The organism is Streptomyces incanus (assembly GCF_042656345.1).
GTDB lineage: Bacteria > Actinomycetota > Actinomycetes > Streptomycetales > Streptomycetaceae > Streptomyces > Streptomyces incanus.
The window spans coordinates 169,829-185,397 of record NZ_JBHSPC010000037.1 but is presented as its reverse complement, the minus strand read 5'-3'; the positions used below and the strand labels follow the sequence as shown (position 1 = coordinate 185,397).

Below are 15,569 nucleotides of genomic sequence, written 5' to 3'. Positions count from 1 at the left end.
ACGCCGTCCCCCGTATCGTTGACGGTGTCCGCACTCTCTCCGGTCCAGAAAGGCCGTCGTCCTCATGGTGCAGATCAAGACCCCCGAGCAGATCGCCAAGATGCGCGAGGCGGGGCTGGTGGTCGCTGCCATCCACGCGGCCACCCGCGAGGCGGCCGTGCCCGGGGCCACGACGAAGGACCTGGACCAGGTGGCCCGCAAGGTGCTCGCGGAGCACAACGCGAAGCCGAACTTCCTCGGCTACGGCGGCTTCCCCGCGACGATCTGCACCTCCGCCAACGAGGTCGTCGTCCACGGCATCCCCTCCGACGACGTCGTCCTCAAGGACGGGGACATCATCTCCATCGACTGCGGCGCCATCATCGACGGCTGGCACGGCGACGCGGCCTACACGGCGTTCGTCGGGTCCGGGCACGCGCCGGAGCTGGTCGAGCTGTCCCGGGTGACCGAGGAGTCGATGTGGGCCGGCATCGCGGCCATGAAGTCGGGCAACCGGCTGGTCGATGTCTCCCGCGCCATCGAGACCTACATCCGCCGGCAGCCGAAGCCCGGCGGCGGGCGCTACGGAATCATCGAGGATTACGGCGGCCACGGCATCGGCACCGAGATGCACATGGACCCGCATCTGCTGAACTACGTGGAACGCCGCCGGGGCAAGGGGCCCAAGCTGGTCCCGGGCTTCTGCCTGGCCATCGAGCCGATGGTCTCGCTGGGCACGGCGAAGACGCGGGTGCTGGAGGACGACTGGACCGTCATCACGACGGACGGTACCTGGTCCTCGCACTGGGAGCACTCCGTCGCGCTGACGGAGGCGGGCCCGCTGGTGCTGACCGCTCCGGACGCCGGGAGGGCGAAGCTCGCCGAATACGGGATCACGGCCGCGCCGGATCCGCTTGCCTGAGGACGGCTCTCGCCGCGACTGCCGGTCGGGGGCCGGTGCAGCCGCTCGACGCCTGTGAAGTGCCCCGGGCGCCGAGCCCGCGAGCGGGGCGTCCGGACTGGGTCCGCCCCGGACGCCGGGAGGGCGAAGCTCGCCGAGCACGGGGTCACGGCCGCGCCGGATCCGCTGGGATGAACCCCGGATCTTGCGCAAGTCCGCGGGTTAAGAATCTCGTGGGTGGGGCAGACTTTCCCGATTCGTCTTTCCGGGGGGCCTGACGTAGACTGACTCGTCGGCTCTTGTGCACCCGCATGTCTGCATGCACGTCATGCTCATACGGTGCGCAGCAGAGTCGATCAAGGTAGTCGATTCGAAGGGCGAAGCGTGGCCAAGAAGCAAGGTGCCATCGAGATCGAGGGCACTGTCGTCGAGTCTCTTCCGAACGCCATGTTCAAGGTCGAGCTCCAGAACGGCCACCAGGTTCTGGCACACATCAGTGGCAAGATGCGCATGCACTACATCCGCATCCTCCCTGACGACCGGGTCGTGGTGGAGCTCTCTCCGTACGACCTGACCCGTGGCCGGATCGTCTACCGGTACAAGTGAGCAAGTAGATCTTGCCCCCTCTCCCTGTGATGCGGGGGCACTGAGCCCGGAGAACTTCAATCCCATGAAGGTCAAGCCGAGCGTCAAGAAGATCTGCGACAAGTGCAGGGTGATCCGCCGTCACGGCCGGGTCATGGTCATCTGCGACAACCCGCGCCACAAGCAGCGCCAGGGCTGAACCGCACGATCCCCCCTCTGCGCCTTTCTGCAGAACTTCGCGCGACGCGAGCAACACATGTTCATACGCAGAGCCCGAGCCTTCCGGCTCGACACCCCCGGCTCGGAGGCTGGGGACCCAGTCCGTACCAAATCGTCGAAGCAGGCGAGGACGGCGGCTGGGGAACGGTTCTGCGGAAGACCTCCGACAACAAACTGGAGCCATTGAATGGCACGCGTTTCCGGTGTTGACATCCCGCGCGAAAAGCGCGTGGAGATCGCCCTCACCTACGTGTTCGGTATCGGCCGAACCCTTTCGCAGCAGACGCTGGCCGCTGTCGGCGTCGACCCGAACACCCGCGTTCGCGACCTCTCCGAAGAGCAGCTCGTCGCGATCCGTGAGTTCGTCGACAACAACATCAAGACCGAGGGCGACCTCCGTCGCGAGATCCAGGCCGACATCCGTCGCAAGGTCGAGATCGGCACCTACCAGGGTCTGCGTCACCGTCGTGGTCTGCCCGTCCGCGGTCAGCGCACCAGCACCAACGCGCGTACCCGCAAGGGCCCGCGTCGCGCCATCGCCGGCAAGAAGAAGCCGGGCAAGAAGTAGTCCACAGCGGACACCTGTCCACGGTCTTCGCTGAAGGACCGACCACCTCCCGTAGGAGTTAGTAGATGCCCCCCAAGGGACGTCAGGGCGCTGCCAAGAAGGTGCGCCGCAAGGAAAAGAAGAACGTCGCTCACGGCCACGCGCACATCAAGAGCACGTTCAACAACACGATCGTCTCCATCACGGACCCGTCCGGCAACGTGATCTCCTGGGCCTCCGCCGGCCACGTCGGCTTCAAGGGCTCCCGGAAGTCCACGCCGTTCGCCGCGCAGATGGCCGCCGAGTCGGCTGCCCGCCGCGCCCAGGAGCACGGCATGCGCAAGGTCGACGTGTTCGTCAAGGGCCCGGGTTCCGGTCGTGAGACCGCCATCCGTTCGCTCCAGGCGACCGGTCTCGAGGTCGGCTCCATCCAGGACGTCACCCCGACCCCGCACAACGGCTGCCGTCCGCCGAAGCGTCGCCGCGTCTGAGTTGCCGGTTCGGTCGGTCGGCCTCCTGCTGGGGGTGCGGGGGTTGTTCCCCGCAAGGCTGTAGCACGGCTGCCGTCCGCCGAAGCGTCGCCGCGGCCGAGCCTTTGGCTCAGTGCCACGCAGGTAGTGATTTTTCGGGCGGTACGCTCCGTATACGGACCGTACCGCCCGTACCCTTGCAGTGCCCGCACTCCTCATCGGGTGCGGTTTCCGTCGGACGTCAAATAGCGGGCGTCCACGAAAGAAGGATCCACACATGCTGATCGCTCAGCGTCCCTCGTTGACCGAAGAGGTCGTCGACGAGTTCCGGTCCCGGTTCGTGATCGAGCCGCTGGAGCCGGGCTTCGGCTACACCCTCGGCAACTCCCTCCGCCGCACCCTCCTGTCGTCGATCCCCGGCGCTGCTGTCACCAGCATCCGCATCGACGGCGTCCTGCACGAGTTCACCACCGTGCCGGGCGTCAAGGAGGACGTCACCGACCTGATCCTCAACATCAAGCAGCTGGTCGTCTCCTCCGAGCACGACGAGCCCGTGGTGATGTACCTGCGCAAGCAGGGCCCGGGTCAGGTCACCGCCGCCGACATCGCGCCCCCGGCCGGTGTCGAGGTGCACAACCCCGACCTCGTCCTCGCCACGCTCAACGGCAAGGGCAAGCTGGAGATGGAGCTGACCGTCGAGCGCGGTCGCGGCTACGTCTCCGCGGTGCAGAACAAGCAGGTGGGCCAGGAGATCGGCCGTATCCCGGTCGACTCCATCTACAGCCCCGTGCTGAAGGTCACGTACAAGGTCGAGGCGACCCGTGTCGAGCAGCGCACCGACTTCGACAAGCTGATCGTCGATGTCGAGACCAAGCAGGCCATGCGTCCGCGTGACGCCATGGCGTCGGCCGGTAAGACCCTGGTCGAGCTGTTCGGTCTGGCCCGCGAGCTCAACATCGACGCCGAGGGCATCGACATGGGCCCGTCCCCGACGGACGCCGCTCTCGCCGCCGATCTGGCGCTGCCGATCGAGGAGCTGGAGCTCACGGTCCGCTCGTACAACTGCCTCAAGCGTGAGGGCATCCACTCCGTGGGTGAGCTCGTCGCCCGTTCCGAGGCCGACCTCCTCGACATTCGCAACTTCGGTGCGAAGTCGATCGACGAGGTCAAGGCGAAGCTGGCCGGCATGAGCCTGGCTCTGAAGGACAGCCCGCCCGGATTCGACCCGACCGCTGCCGCGGACGCGTTTGGCGCGGACGACGACGCGGACGCCGGGTTCGTCGAGACCGAGCAGTACTGAGCGCTCGGGACCGACGGTTCTGTTCGGTGGCGGGGCCGCTGCGGTTGGTCGCGCCCACGCGACGGAGTCGCATATCGACACCTCCCCGCGCCCCTATGGGGCGCGGGGTCTCCGACAGGCGACCGCCTGCTCGGATACTGACTTCGGTACCTGATACGGCCGGGGCAGACACCTAGGAGAGACACCATGCCGAAGCCCACCAAGGGTGCCCGTATGGGCGGCAGCGCCGCGCACGAGAAGCTGCTCCTCGCGAACCTCGCGAAGGCGCTCTTCGAGCACGGCCGGATCACCACCACCGAGGCGAAGGCGCGCAAGCTGCGTCCGTACGCCGAGCGTCTGGTCACCAAGGCGAAGAAGGGCGACCTTCACAACCGCCGCCAGGTGCTCCAGGTCATCACGGACAAGAGCATCGTGCACACGCTCTTCACCGAGATCGGCCCGCGGTACGAGAACCGGCCGGGTGGCTACACCCGTATCACCAAGATCGGTAACCGCCGTGGCGACAACGCGCCCATGGCCGTCATCGAGCTGGTCGAGGCCCTGACGGTCGCCCAGGAGGCCACCGGTGAGGCCGAGGCCGCGACCAAGCGCGCGGTCAAGGAAGACGCCCTCACGAAGGACGCGGCCGTCGAGGACGCCAAGCCCGAGGACGTCAAGCCCGAGGACGCCAAGGACGAGGCCGCCGAGGCCCCGGCCGAGGACAGCGCCAAGGACGCCTGAGGCAGCACTGCTTCACGCCGAGCGGGTCCGCCCTTCCGGGGGCGGGCCCGCTTTCGTATGCCTGAGAGGATCTGTACGTGAGTGACGAAGTGCAGCCCGGACACGTCCGTATCCGCCTGGATCTCTCCTACGACGGGACCGAGTTCTCCGGCTGGGCCAAGCAGGCCGGGGGCAGGCGGACCGTGCAGGGGGAGATCGAGGACGCCCTGCGGACCGTCACGCGGTCCGGGGAGACCACGTACGAACTGACCGTGGCCGGACGGACCGACGCCGGGGTGCACGCCCGCGGCCAGGTGGCCCATGTCGACCTTCCGGCCGGACTGTGGGAGGAGCACCGGGAGAAGCTGCTCAAGCGGCTCGCGGGACGGCTGGCCCGCGATGTGCGGATCTGGTCCCTCGCCGAGGCCCCGGTGGGATTCAACGCCCGCTTCTCCGCGGTCTGGCGGCGCTACGCGTACCGCGTCACCGACCACCCCGGCGGGGTGGACCCGCTGCTGCGCGGCCATGTGCTGTGGCACGACTGGCCGCTTGACGTCGACGCCATGAACGAGGCGGCGGGCCGGCTGCTGGGGGAGCACGACTTCGCCGCGTACTGCAAGCGACGGGAGGGTGCGACGACCATCCGTACGCTCCAGGAGCTGAGCCTGGTGCGCGACGCGGACGGGGTGATCACGGCGACGGTCCGGGCCGACGCCTTCTGCCACAACATGGTGCGCTCGCTGATCGGGGCGCTGCTGTTCGTCGGCGACGGCCACCGCACGCCCGACTGGCCGGGCAAGGTGCTGGCGGCGGGCATACGGGACTCGGCGGTGCACGTGGTGCGTCCGCACGGGCTGACCCTGGAGGAGGTCGGTTATCCGTCCGACGACCTCCTGGCCGCCCGCTCCAAGGAGGCCCGGAACAAGCGCTCGTTGCCGGTCTCCCCGGCCCGGTGCTGCTGAACCGGGCCCGGCCCGGCCGTCGTCACTCGTTCGCGGCGGCCGAGGCCTGGGCCTCGCCGCGGCGGCGGATCTGGCGGAAGGTGAACTCGGCGAGATCGTTGCCGGTGGAGAAGACGGCCGTGTCCTTCTCCGTCACGTCCTTGGCGGCGGTGAAGCCGGACAGGGTGAAGTAGGCGTAGCGGCCGTAGGAGTTGGTGGTCGAGCGGCAGATCGCGCCGTCGCAGAACTCCTTCACACCGCCGCCCGCGAGGGACTTGACGATGCTCTTCTTGTCCGCCTGCTGCTTGGCCTTGGCGGCCTGGGCCTCGGTGTCGAAGACGGCCACGCCCACCGTCACCGCGATGTCGTCCTTGGTGTAGGTGACCCGGAGCAGGCGGCTGCAGCCGTTGTCCGTGAGGACCTTGGGCAGCGTGCCCTTGGCGGCCGAGGCGCAGTTGCGGGTGTCGGCCGTCGGGCCCTTCTTGTACACCGTGTCGCCCATGGTGAGCTGCGTGCCCGGGAAGAGGACGTCGGGGCCCAGTGGCGCCCGGTCCTTCTGCGCGCTGGAGACGAAGTCCTTCGGGTCCAGCGGCGGCGGCGCGCTCGTCGGGGCGAACGACGGGACCGTGCCGGTGGCGCTCGGCAGGTCGGCGGTCGCCGGCAGCTGGGAGGACGGGTCGGAGGCCTGGTTGCTGCCGTTCGCCGAGACGACGGCCACCGCCACGGCCGTGCCTATCGCGACGGTGGCGATCGCACCGCCGCCGATGAGCAGCAGCCGGCGTCGCTTGTGACGTGTCTCGGACGCATCGGCGAGCGCGGCCCAGTCCGGTGCCTGGCCGCTGCCGTTCCCGCCTCCGCTGCTCCAGGGCTGCTGAGACTGCGGTTTCCAGGGATCCCACTGTGAAGGAGGTCCCCCCTGCCCATAACTCATGGGGCGCATCTTAGACGGGGAGCGAGGTGCACCGGCCCGCCCCAACCCCGCGCACGGTGCACGCCGTTGCCCCCACCCGAGGGCAAAAGCGACAACTCCGGGTGGTTGGTGCGAGCCGTGCTGGGGGTCCGGCGTACGGGTGGGGGTCCGGTGTGCGCGTGGGGGACGGGCCCGGCGAACGGGAGAGGGACGGGCCCGGCGAACGGGAGAGGGACGGGTGGTCCACCGCACCCCTGTAGAGTCGGTGTAGCCCACACCCGGCGGACTCGTTTTGACCTGTCCGGCCGAGCGTGGGTATTCTGCATGTTTGTTATGTGTATTGGCTTGCTCATTCTCACGTGAGGGGCCCTTACACCGGTCCACCGGGCCGATGACCAGCGATCTGCACGCGGTATGCGTCACCGCGGTGCGGTCAGGGCTGTCGTGATCGTCTTCGGTGACCATGTCAGGACCACTCACTGAAGAAGCGAAGGCTACGAACCGTGCGTACGTACAGCCCCAAGCCCGGCGATGTGACGCGCCAGTGGCACGTCATCGACGCTCAGGACATCGTCCTGGGTCGTCTGGCCTCCACTGCGGCCTCCATCCTGCGCGGCAAGCACAAGCCGATCTACGCCCCTCACGTCGACACCGGTGACTTCGTCATCGTCATCAACGCCGACAAGGTGCACCTCTCCGGCAACAAGCGGACCCAGAAGATGGCGTACCGCCACTCGGGCTACCCGGGCGGTCTGCGCTCGGTCCGCTACGACGAGCTGCTGGCGAAGAACCCCGAGAAGGCCATCGAGAAGGCCGTCAAGGGCATGCTCCCCAAGAACACCCTGGGCCGTCAGATGCTGTCGAAGCTGAAGGTCTACTCGGGCGACCAGCACCCGCACGCTGCACAGCAGCCGGTGCCGTTCGAGATCACCCAGGTCGCGCAGTAAGTCCGGCCACCCCCTAAGACTGAAGAGAATCTGAGGAGCATCGTGGCCGAGACCACTGCCGAGCAGCCGCTCGAAGAGACCGACATCGACATCGACAGCTACACCACCGAGTCCGAGGTGCCCGTCGAGGGCGAGTACACCTCGGAGTCCATGGCGTCCCACTTCGGCGAACCGCAGCCGGCCGCCGGCCTGGGCCGTCGCAAGAACGCCATTGCCCGCGTCCGGATCGTTCCGGGCACCGGCACGTGGAAGATCAACGGTCGCACCCTCGAGGACTACTTCCCGAACAAGGTGCACCAGCAGGAAGTCAACGAGCCCTTCAAGGTGCTCGAGCTCGAGGGCCGCTACGACGTCATCGCCCGCATCGCGGGTGGCGGTGTCTCCGGTCAGGCCGGTGCGCTCCGTCTCGGTGTCGCCCGTGCGCTGAACGAGGCGGACGTCGACAACAACCGCGGCGCGCTCAAGAAGGCCGGCTTCCTCCGTCGCGACGACCGCGCGGTCGAGCGCAAGAAGGCCGGTCTGAAGAAGGCCCGCAAGGCCCCGCAGTACAGCAAGCGCTGATTGCAGCTGCGCCTGCACGTACTCCGAACGCCCCGACGGCACGCCACAGTGCCGTCGGGGCGTTCGTTTTCTCTCCACTGCGGGCGTATAACGGCACGAGGTGCTCGACGGCTAATCTGATCGGATGGCCCGAGAGCGCTTGCCTCGGGATGTGGAAGCCGCACACGCATCGCGACCGTCGAACACCTCACCGGCGCCCATGGGCCGTGGCCTACGGGCCAAGGGCCATGCCCGGTGGCTGGTGGCCGGATCCTCGGTCCGTAGTCCGGCATCACGCCATCGCGGCATTGCGGCATCACGCTTGATACGACTTCCGGTACGGCATTCGATACGACATTTCGATACTGACGCTTCTCAGGAGGACAAGTGGGACGACTCTTCGGCACGGACGGCGTGCGCGGTGTCGCCAACGTGGACCTGACGGCCGAGATGGCGCTGGGCCTCTCCGTGGCCGCCGCGCACGTACTGGCCGAGGCGGGCACGTTCGAGGGGCATCGGCCGACCGCCGTGGTCGGGCGTGATCCGCGGGCGTCCGGGGAGTTCCTGGAGGCCGCCATGGTCGCCGGGCTGGCCAGCGCCGGCGTGGACGTGCTGCGGGTCGGCGTGCTGCCGACGCCCGCCGTGGCGCATCTGACCGGAGCGCTCGGCGCCGACCTCGGCGTGATGCTGTCCGCGAGCCACAACGCCATGCCCGACAACGGCATCAAGTTCTTCGCGCGCGGCGGCCACAAGCTCGCCGACGAGCTGGAGGACCGGATCGAGTCCGTGTACGAGGAGCACCGCACCGGCGCTCCCTGGGAACGCCCGACCGGCGCCGGCGTGGGCCGTGTGCGGGACTACGAGGAGGGGCTCGACACATACGTCGCCCACCTCGTCGGTGTCCTGCCGAACCGGCTGGACGGTCTGCGGATCGTCCTCGACGAGGCGCACGGCGCCGCTTTCCGGGTCTCGCCGGAGGCGTTCGCGCGGGCCGGGGCCGAGGTCGTCACCCTCGGCGCCCAGCCGGACGGGCTCAACATCAACGACGGCTGCGGCTCGACCCACCTGGAGCAGCTGAAGGCCGCGGTCGTCGAGCACGGGGCCGCCCTCGGCATCGCGCACGACGGCGACGCCGACCGCTGCCTGGCCGTCGACCACACCGGTGAAGAGGTGGACGGGGACCAGATCCTCGCCGTGCTCGCGCTGGCGATGCGGGAGCGTTCCGCACTGCGCTCCGACACCGTCGTCGCGACCGTGATGTCCAACCTCGGGTTCAAGCTCGCCATGGAGCGCGAGGGCATCCACTTCGTGCAGACCGCCGTCGGCGACCGGTACGTGCTCGAGCAGATGAAGCAGCAGGGTTACGCCCTCGGCGGCGAGCAGTCCGGCCACGTCATCGTCCTCGACCACGCCACGACCGGCGACGGCACGCTCACCGGCCTGCTGCTGGCCGCGCGCGTCGCCGAGACCGGGCGTCCGCTGCGCGAGCTGGCGTCGGTGATGGAACGGCTGCCGCAGGTGCTCATCAACGTGCCCGACGTGGACAGGACCCGGGTGCAGACCTCCGGGGAACTCGCGGAGGCCGTGACGGAGGCCGAACACGAGCTGGGCGAGACCGGCCGCGTGCTGCTCCGCCCCTCGGGCACCGAACCGCTGGTCCGCGTGATGGTGGAGGCCGCCGACATCGACCAGGCCCGCTCGGTCGCGGAACGCCTGGCGGACGTGGTGAAGTCGGCGCTGGGCTGACGGGGGTGGGCGGCTGCTGTCCGGCGGTGTGCCGCCGGGGCGCCCGCGGTCGCCCGCGGTCGTAGGAGTCCGCCCCCTCAGGAACCGGAACCGGAAAACCGGCGGAGGGGCTTGAGCGGCCGGCCCCAGAACAGCTTCTGCGTCAGCAGGGTGAGGACGCCGGCCAGCGTGATGCCCAGCAGGTTGAGCAGGAGCTGCTGGGTGGAGCCCCAGGTCTGGCCGGCGTCGCCGTAGCTCAGCGCCACGGCGGCGTTCGCGGCGGCCGGGATCGTCGTCACCGAGATGGCGACGCCGACCAGGGCGCCGGACTTGGCGGATGTGAGCGAGAGGGTGCCGGCCGTCCCGGCCAGTACCGCCACGACGAAGGAGAGCCAGTCGGGCGCGTAGACGAACCCGGTTTGCGGGCGCTCGCCCTCCAGCTGTGCCTCGGTGAACAGTCCGAACGCGTCCATGAGGAGGCTGAAGCCGACCGTCACGGCCATCGCCACCGCGAAGCCCACCAGCAGTGCGATCACCGAGCGCAGCGCGAGCTGCGGCCGGCGCCGTACCACTGCGGTGGAGACGCCCACCAGCGGACCGAATTCGGGGCCGACCGCCATCGCACCCACGATCAGGATGGCGTTGTCGAGCACGACACCGCAGGCCGCGATCATGGTGGCCAGGGTCATGAACGAGAGGTAGGTGACCGAAAGGGTCGACTCCTCGTGGGTCTCCTCGGTCAGGTGCTCCCACACCACCGCGTCCGCGCTCTCGCCGGGCGTCTCCGCCTCGGCCCGGTCGGCCCGCTCGGAGAGCGACAGTTCGATGTTCTCCACGGCGATGGAACCGGACGTTTCCAGTCCCAGCCGCTGCAGCCCGCTCAGCAGGTCGTTACCCGCCTCCCGCGCCACATCGCACATCACGACGTCCCCGACGGGATCGCGCGCGGCGCCCGGCAGCACGACGAGGTGGGTGGTGCCGACGGTCTCCCGGACGAGCCGGCACACGTTGTCGGTCTGACCGGCCGGTGTGATCAGGCGCAGGTGCAGCATGCCGGAAGACTAGGGGATGTTTCGAAAGTCCTGTGCGGTGCCCGCGGTGCTCGGTGCGTGCTCTCGGCGTGCCGGCCGAAAGCCCTCGTACTGGACGTACTTGGGCTTTCGGCCGGTGCGGCGAAGGGGGTACCTCCCTGCTCGAGCGAAGCCGAGAGCTTGGGGGCGCGTGCCGGGTGCCGTCGGCGCTGTGCGGGACTTTCGATACACCCCCTAGACCGGGCGGTGCCCCGGCGGGGCGGTCACAGTTTGCGCAGGCTGAGGCGCTGGACCGTGTGGTCCGGGCCCTTGCGCAGGACGAGGGTGGCCCGGCCGCGGGTGGGGGCGATGTTCTCCACCAGGTTGGGCCGGTTGATCGTCCGCCACATCGTGCCGGCGTAGTCGAGGGCCTCCTCCTCCGAGACCTGGGTGTACTTGCGGAAGTACGAGGAGGGGTCCTGGAAGGCGGTCGCGCGCAGCTTGCGGAAGCGGTTGAGGTACCAGCGCTCGATGTCCTCGGTCCGGGCGTCCACGTACACGCTGAAGTCGAAGTAGTCGGCGAGCCCGACCCGGGTGCGCCCGTCCTTGCCGGGCAGCGCGGGCTGCAGCACGTTGAGCCCCTCGACGATCAGGATGTCCGGGCGGCGCACGGTGAGCAGTTCGCCCGGGACGATGTCGTAGATGAGGTGGGAGTAGACCGGGGCCGTCACCTCGTCCTTGCCGGCCTTGATGTCGGCGACGAAACGGGTGAGCGCGCGGCGGTCGTACGACTCGGGGAAACCTTTCCGCGACATCAGGCCGCGCGCGTGGAGCTCTTTCGTCGGCAGCAGGAACCCGTCCGTGGTGACCAGTTCGACGCGCGGGTGCTCGGGCCAGCGCGACAGCAGGGCCCGGAGCAGCCGGGCGACCGTGGATTTCCCGACGGCTACGGAACCGGCGACCCCTATGACGAAGGGTGTGCCGGACTGGGAGCCCTGCTCACCGAGGAAGGTGTTCAGCGCGCCGCGGAGCCCGTCGGTGGCGCCGACGTAGAGGTTGAGCAGCCGGGACAGCGGGAGGTAGATGTCCCGCACCTCGTCGAGGTCGATGACGTCCCCGAGCCCGCGCAGTTGCTCCACCTCGTCGGCGGACAGCGGCAGCGGCGTCTTGTGGCGCAGCGCGCTCCATTCCGCACGGGTGAGGTCGAGGTAGGGAGTCGCCTCCGGCCGCTGCCGGTGGGCGCTCCGGGACGTCGAGGAGACCGGAGAGATCACAGTCCATTGTTAACGGAGTTTGAACGGGATGGTTCGTGGGCTGTGTCACGCGGTGAGTGGGATCGGAGGAAAATCGAGGGGGGTTGCGAGAAGTCGCGCGCCCCGTGTCCGGCTTTTCCTCGCATCGGGTGTGGCGTTTCGTAGCGGCTCGGGCCGCCGTCGGGTTCACAGTCACAGCCTGGGGTTCGGTGTGAAGCGCGCCATGGTCCGGATCGGCCCAGCCGTCCGCCGCCGGGTGTGCCGTATCTCCAAGTCCGACGGGAAGGGCTGACCGGACCGGACCGTAACGGCGGACGCACGAGCAAGATCACGTGACAGTCACGGTTCCCCTACGAGTGATCCCTCGATGATCACTTGTGAGGGGGCTGTGTCTATATTTCGTGGACTGTGCTGCGGACTCCTCCGCGCCTTAGAAGAAAGAGTTTTCCCACGTGAGAACCACCGCCGTCCGCCGTTCCGCTCTCACCGCCTCCGCCGCCGCGCTCGCCCTGCTCGTCACCGCCTGCGGAGGCTCCGACGACAGCGACAGCGGCAAGGGCGACGAGGGCAAGGTCGACTCCTCCTCCTCCTCCTCCTCCTCCGCGCCCGCGGCCAAGGCGCTGACCGCGGCCGAGCTGGAGAAGGCCGCGCTGGTCCAGGCGGACGTGAAGGACGGCAAGGTGGTCACCAAGGTGCCCGCGACGGACGACGTGAGCGCCGACAAGGTCAAGGCGGACGACGAGGCGTGCCAGCCCCTCGCCAACCTGCAGCTCGCGGTCCCGGTCGGCTCGCCCGCCGCCACCGTCAAGCGGTCCTGGACCGGTGAGCCGAAGAAGCCCGCCAAGGGCGCGGGCGTGGAGGAGGCCCTGCTCGCCGGCCTGGCCGTGGACAAGGTCCTCGTCACGCTCGCCTCCTACGAGGACGGCGGCGCCGAGCAGGTCGTCAAGGACGTCGACGCCGCCGCCGAGAAGTGCGCCGGAGGCTTCACCGTCACCGCGGCCGGCGAGAAGATCGAGTTCCTGAAGGCCGCCAAGGCCGAGGGACCGAAGGGTGCCGACGAGTCCGTCGAGATCACCCTGACGATGGCCGCCGATGAGGGCGTCGAGGCGCCCGTCAAGATCGTCGTCGCGCGTACCGGCGCCACCGTCGCCGGCTTCTCGGCGGTCAACTTCGGTGCGGTCGCCACCGGCGAGGAAGCCCCCTTCCCGGCGCAGATCTCCGACGCCCAGCTCGCCAAGCTCGGCTGACCTCCGGCTGCCGTGACTCCCACCGGTGCCCGGACGATGTCCGCGCACCGGTGGGAATTTCCGATTCCGGGCACGCGGCGGCCCTTTTCGGCGCCTGACGGATCGTAGGCTGCCGGGCATGTGCGGAATCGTGGGATACGTGGGGCCGCAGTCGGCGCTGGACGTCGTGACGGCCGGACTGAAACGGCTGGAGTACCGGGGCTACGACTCGGCGGGCGTGGCCGTCCTCGCGGACGGCGGGCTCGCCACGGCGAAGCGGGCCGGGAAACTGGTCAACCTGGAGAAGGAACTGGCCGCCCGGCCGCTGCCCACCGGGGCGACCGGCATCGGCCACACCCGCTGGGCCACGCACGGCGGCCCCACCGACGCCAACGCACACCCGCACCTCGACAACGCGGGCCGGGTCGCCGTCGTCCACAACGGCATCATCGAGAACTTCGCCGAACTGCGGGCCGAACTGGCCGGGCGCGGCCACGACCTGGTCTCCGAGACGGACACCGAGGTCGTCGCCCACCTGCTCGCCGAGGAGTTCTCCTCCTGTGCCGACCTCGCCGAGGCGATGCGCCTCGTCTGCAAGCGGCTGAACGGCGCCTTCACCCTGGTCGCCGTCCACGCGGACGCGCCGGACGTGGTCGTCGGGGCGCGCCGCAACTCGCCGCTCGTGGTGGGCGTCGGCGAGGGCGAGTCGTTCCTCGCCTCGGACGTCGCCGCGTTCATCGAGCACACCCGCTCCGCGATCGAACTGGGCCAGGACCAGGTGGTCGAACTGCGCCGGGACAAGGTCACGGTGACCGGTTTCGACGGCGTGGCGGCGGACGTCCGCTCGTACCACATCGACTGGGACGCGTCGGCCGCGGAGAAGGGCGGCCACGACTACTTCATGCTCAAGGAGATCGCCGAGCAGCCCAGGGCCGTCGCCGACACCCTGCTCGGCCGCATCGACGGCACCGGAGCCCTGTCCCTGGACGAGGTGCGGATCCCCCCGGAGGCGCTGCGCGAGGCCGACAAGGTCGTCATCGTCGCCTGCGGTACGGCCTTCCACGCCGGGTTGATCGCCAAGTACGCCATCGAGCACTGGACGCGGATCCCCTGCGAGGTCGAGCTGGCGAGCGAGTTCCGCTACCGCGATCCGATCCTCGACCAGCAGACCCTCGTCGTCGCCATCTCCCAGTCCGGCGAGACCATGGACACCCTGATGGCCCTGCGGCACGCGCGCGAACAGGGCGCCCGCGTCCTGGCCATCTGCAACACCAACGGCTCGACCATCCCTCGTGAGTCCGACGCCGTCCTCTACACCCACGCCGGCCCCGAGGTCGCCGTCGCCTCGACCAAGGCCTTCCTGACCCAACTGGTCGCCTGCTACCTGGTAGCCCTGTACCTCGCCCAGGTCCGCGGCGCGAAGTACGGCGACGAGATCCGCGCGGTCGTCCGGGACCTGTCCTCCATCGCCCGGTCGGTGGAACGGGTTCTGGAGACCATGGAACCCGTACGGGAACTCGCCCGCACCCTCGCCCACAAGGACACCGTGCTGTTCCTGGGCCGGCACGTCGGCTACCCGGTCGCCCTGGAGGGCGCGCTCAAGCTCAAGGAGCTCGCCTACATGCACGCGGAGGGCTTCGCCGCGGGCGAGCTGAAACACGGCCCCATCGCCCTCATCGAGGACGACCTGCCCGTGGTCGTGGTCGTCCCGTCGCCGCGCGGCCGCTCCGTCCTCCACGACAAGATCGTCTCCAACATCCAGGAGATCCGTGCCCGCGGCGCCCGCACCATCGTCATCGCCGAGGAGGGCGACGACGAGGTGACCCCCTACGCCGACCACCTCATCCGCATCCCGCCCACCCCGACCCTCCTCCAGCCCCTGGTCGCCACGGTCCCCCTCCAGGTCTTCGCCTGCGAACTGGCCACGGCCCGCGGCAACGAGGTGGACCAGCCCCGCAACCTGGCGAAGTCGGTCACGGTGGAGTGACTTCGGGACCGAGCGGGGAGTCTGGCGAAGGCCGGGACCGGGGCCCCTACGGCTGAACGACGCGCTCGCCGTGACGAGGACCTGCGTTCAGAGGCGGCACACTCACCCGAAAAAGCGTGAGCACTCCGGGCACCACTGTTCAGATGCCGCTCGTCTGAGCGCTCACGTGTCATTCGCCTGCTGACTGCTCACGTTTTTCGGTAGGGCACCTGCTTCCGACCCCAAGGAGCTCTACGGCAGCGGCGCCGTCCGCTCGTGGACGCCGAACCGGAGGAGGGAGGGCGAGGACTGGGGCTCGTCCGGGCGTGCTCGGACGTATGGGGCCGGCAG

16 protein-coding genes are annotated in these 15,569 nt (G+C 69.2%); 13 read left to right on the top strand and 3 right to left on the bottom strand.

The annotated features are described in order from the left end of the window. Positions 1–64 precede the first annotated feature (64 nt). The 8 genes from map to truA all read left to right on the top strand — a co-directional run bounded on the left by map (position 65) and on the right by truA (position 5,662). Entirely contained in the window at positions 65–901 is an 837-nt protein-coding gene (map, locus tag ACFP2V_RS15145; protein WP_381211417.1) for a type I methionyl aminopeptidase, read from the top strand. 363 nt (positions 902–1,264) lie between these two features. Next, positions 1,265–1,486, top strand: coding sequence for a translation initiation factor IF-1 (infA, locus tag ACFP2V_RS15140; protein ID WP_003948620.1), 222 nt, complete (start codon positions 1,265–1,267; stop codon positions 1,484–1,486). A 64-nt stretch (positions 1,487–1,550) separates the two neighbouring features. Next, positions 1,551–1,664 carry a 50S ribosomal protein L36 gene (gene rpmJ / locus ACFP2V_RS15135; RefSeq protein WP_003974245.1) on the top strand — a complete coding sequence of 38 codons (114 nt, stop codon included), beginning with the start codon at positions 1,551–1,553 and terminating at the stop codon, positions 1,662–1,664. 207 nt (positions 1,665–1,871) lie between these two features. Then, positions 1,872–2,252: a 30S ribosomal protein S13 gene (gene rpsM / locus ACFP2V_RS15130; RefSeq protein ID WP_031041520.1), complete on the top strand. Its 381-nt coding sequence runs from the start codon at positions 1,872–1,874 to the stop codon at positions 2,250–2,252. Between the two features lie 65 nt (positions 2,253–2,317). After that, the gene (rpsK, locus tag ACFP2V_RS15125) at positions 2,318–2,722 is read left to right on the top strand and encodes a 30S ribosomal protein S11 (RefSeq protein ID WP_003956432.1); all 405 of its coding nucleotides are present in this window, start codon (positions 2,318–2,320) and stop codon (positions 2,720–2,722) included. Positions 2,723–2,978: 256 nt separating this feature from the next. Then, positions 2,979–4,001 carry a DNA-directed RNA polymerase subunit alpha gene (locus tag ACFP2V_RS15120; protein ID WP_042165128.1) on the top strand — a complete coding sequence of 341 codons (1,023 nt, stop codon included), beginning with the start codon at positions 2,979–2,981 and terminating at the stop codon, positions 3,999–4,001. A gap of 186 nt (positions 4,002–4,187) precedes the next feature. Further along, positions 4,188–4,721 carry a 50S ribosomal protein L17 gene (rplQ, locus tag ACFP2V_RS15115; protein WP_381211410.1) on the top strand — a complete coding sequence of 178 codons (534 nt, stop codon included), beginning with the start codon at positions 4,188–4,190 and terminating at the stop codon, positions 4,719–4,721. A gap of 77 nt (positions 4,722–4,798) precedes the next feature. After that, positions 4,799–5,662 carry a tRNA pseudouridine(38-40) synthase TruA gene (gene truA, locus ACFP2V_RS15110; protein WP_381211407.1) on the top strand — a complete coding sequence of 288 codons (864 nt, stop codon included), beginning with the start codon at positions 4,799–4,801 and terminating at the stop codon, positions 5,660–5,662. Positions 5,663–5,684: 22 nt separating this feature from the next. On the opposite strand, the gene ACFP2V_RS15105 is transcribed toward truA, so the two are convergent. Beyond that, the gene (locus ACFP2V_RS15105; protein WP_381211404.1) at positions 5,685–6,572 is read right to left on the bottom strand and encodes a hypothetical protein; all 888 of its coding nucleotides are present in this window, start codon (positions 6,570–6,572) and stop codon (positions 5,685–5,687) included. A 482-nt stretch (positions 6,573–7,054) separates the two neighbouring features. Here ACFP2V_RS15105 and rplM point away from each other — a divergent pair, with 482 nt between their 5' ends. The 3 genes from rplM to glmM all read left to right on the top strand — a co-directional run bounded on the left by rplM (position 7,055) and on the right by glmM (position 9,784). Continuing rightward, positions 7,055–7,498: a 50S ribosomal protein L13 gene (rplM, locus tag ACFP2V_RS15100; RefSeq protein ID WP_360402949.1), complete on the top strand. Its 444-nt coding sequence runs from the start codon at positions 7,055–7,057 to the stop codon at positions 7,496–7,498. Between the two features lie 42 nt (positions 7,499–7,540). Next, positions 7,541–8,059 (top strand): 30S ribosomal protein S9, encoded by a 519-nt coding sequence (gene rpsI / locus ACFP2V_RS15095; RefSeq protein WP_381211400.1) that lies wholly within the window; start codon positions 7,541–7,543, stop codon positions 8,057–8,059. A gap of 366 nt (positions 8,060–8,425) precedes the next feature. Next, complete coding sequence (gene glmM, locus ACFP2V_RS15090; protein WP_381211397.1) at positions 8,426–9,784, top strand: phosphoglucosamine mutase; 1,359 nt, start codon at positions 8,426–8,428, stop codon at positions 9,782–9,784. A gap of 77 nt (positions 9,785–9,861) precedes the next feature. Here glmM and ACFP2V_RS15085 read toward each other — a convergent pair whose 3' ends face one another. Beyond that, a complete protein-coding gene (locus ACFP2V_RS15085; RefSeq protein ID WP_381211394.1) occupies positions 9,862–10,815 on the bottom strand; it encodes a DUF389 domain-containing protein in 954 nt (317 codons plus the stop codon). Between the two features lie 242 nt (positions 10,816–11,057). After that, the gene (gene coaA, locus ACFP2V_RS15080) at positions 11,058–12,047 is read right to left on the bottom strand and encodes a type I pantothenate kinase (RefSeq protein WP_381211391.1); all 990 of its coding nucleotides are present in this window, start codon (positions 12,045–12,047) and stop codon (positions 11,058–11,060) included. A 431-nt stretch (positions 12,048–12,478) separates the two neighbouring features. On the opposite strand from coaA, the gene ACFP2V_RS15075 reads away from it, so the two are divergent. Beyond that, entirely contained in the window at positions 12,479–13,273 is a 795-nt protein-coding gene (locus tag ACFP2V_RS15075) for a hypothetical protein (protein WP_381211388.1), read from the top strand. A 118-nt stretch (positions 13,274–13,391) separates the two neighbouring features. Beyond that, positions 13,392–15,239 (top strand): glutamine--fructose-6-phosphate transaminase (isomerizing), encoded by a 1,848-nt coding sequence (gene glmS / locus ACFP2V_RS15070; RefSeq protein ID WP_381211385.1) that lies wholly within the window; start codon positions 13,392–13,394, stop codon positions 15,237–15,239. The last annotated feature ends 330 nt before the right edge of the window (positions 15,240–15,569 follow it).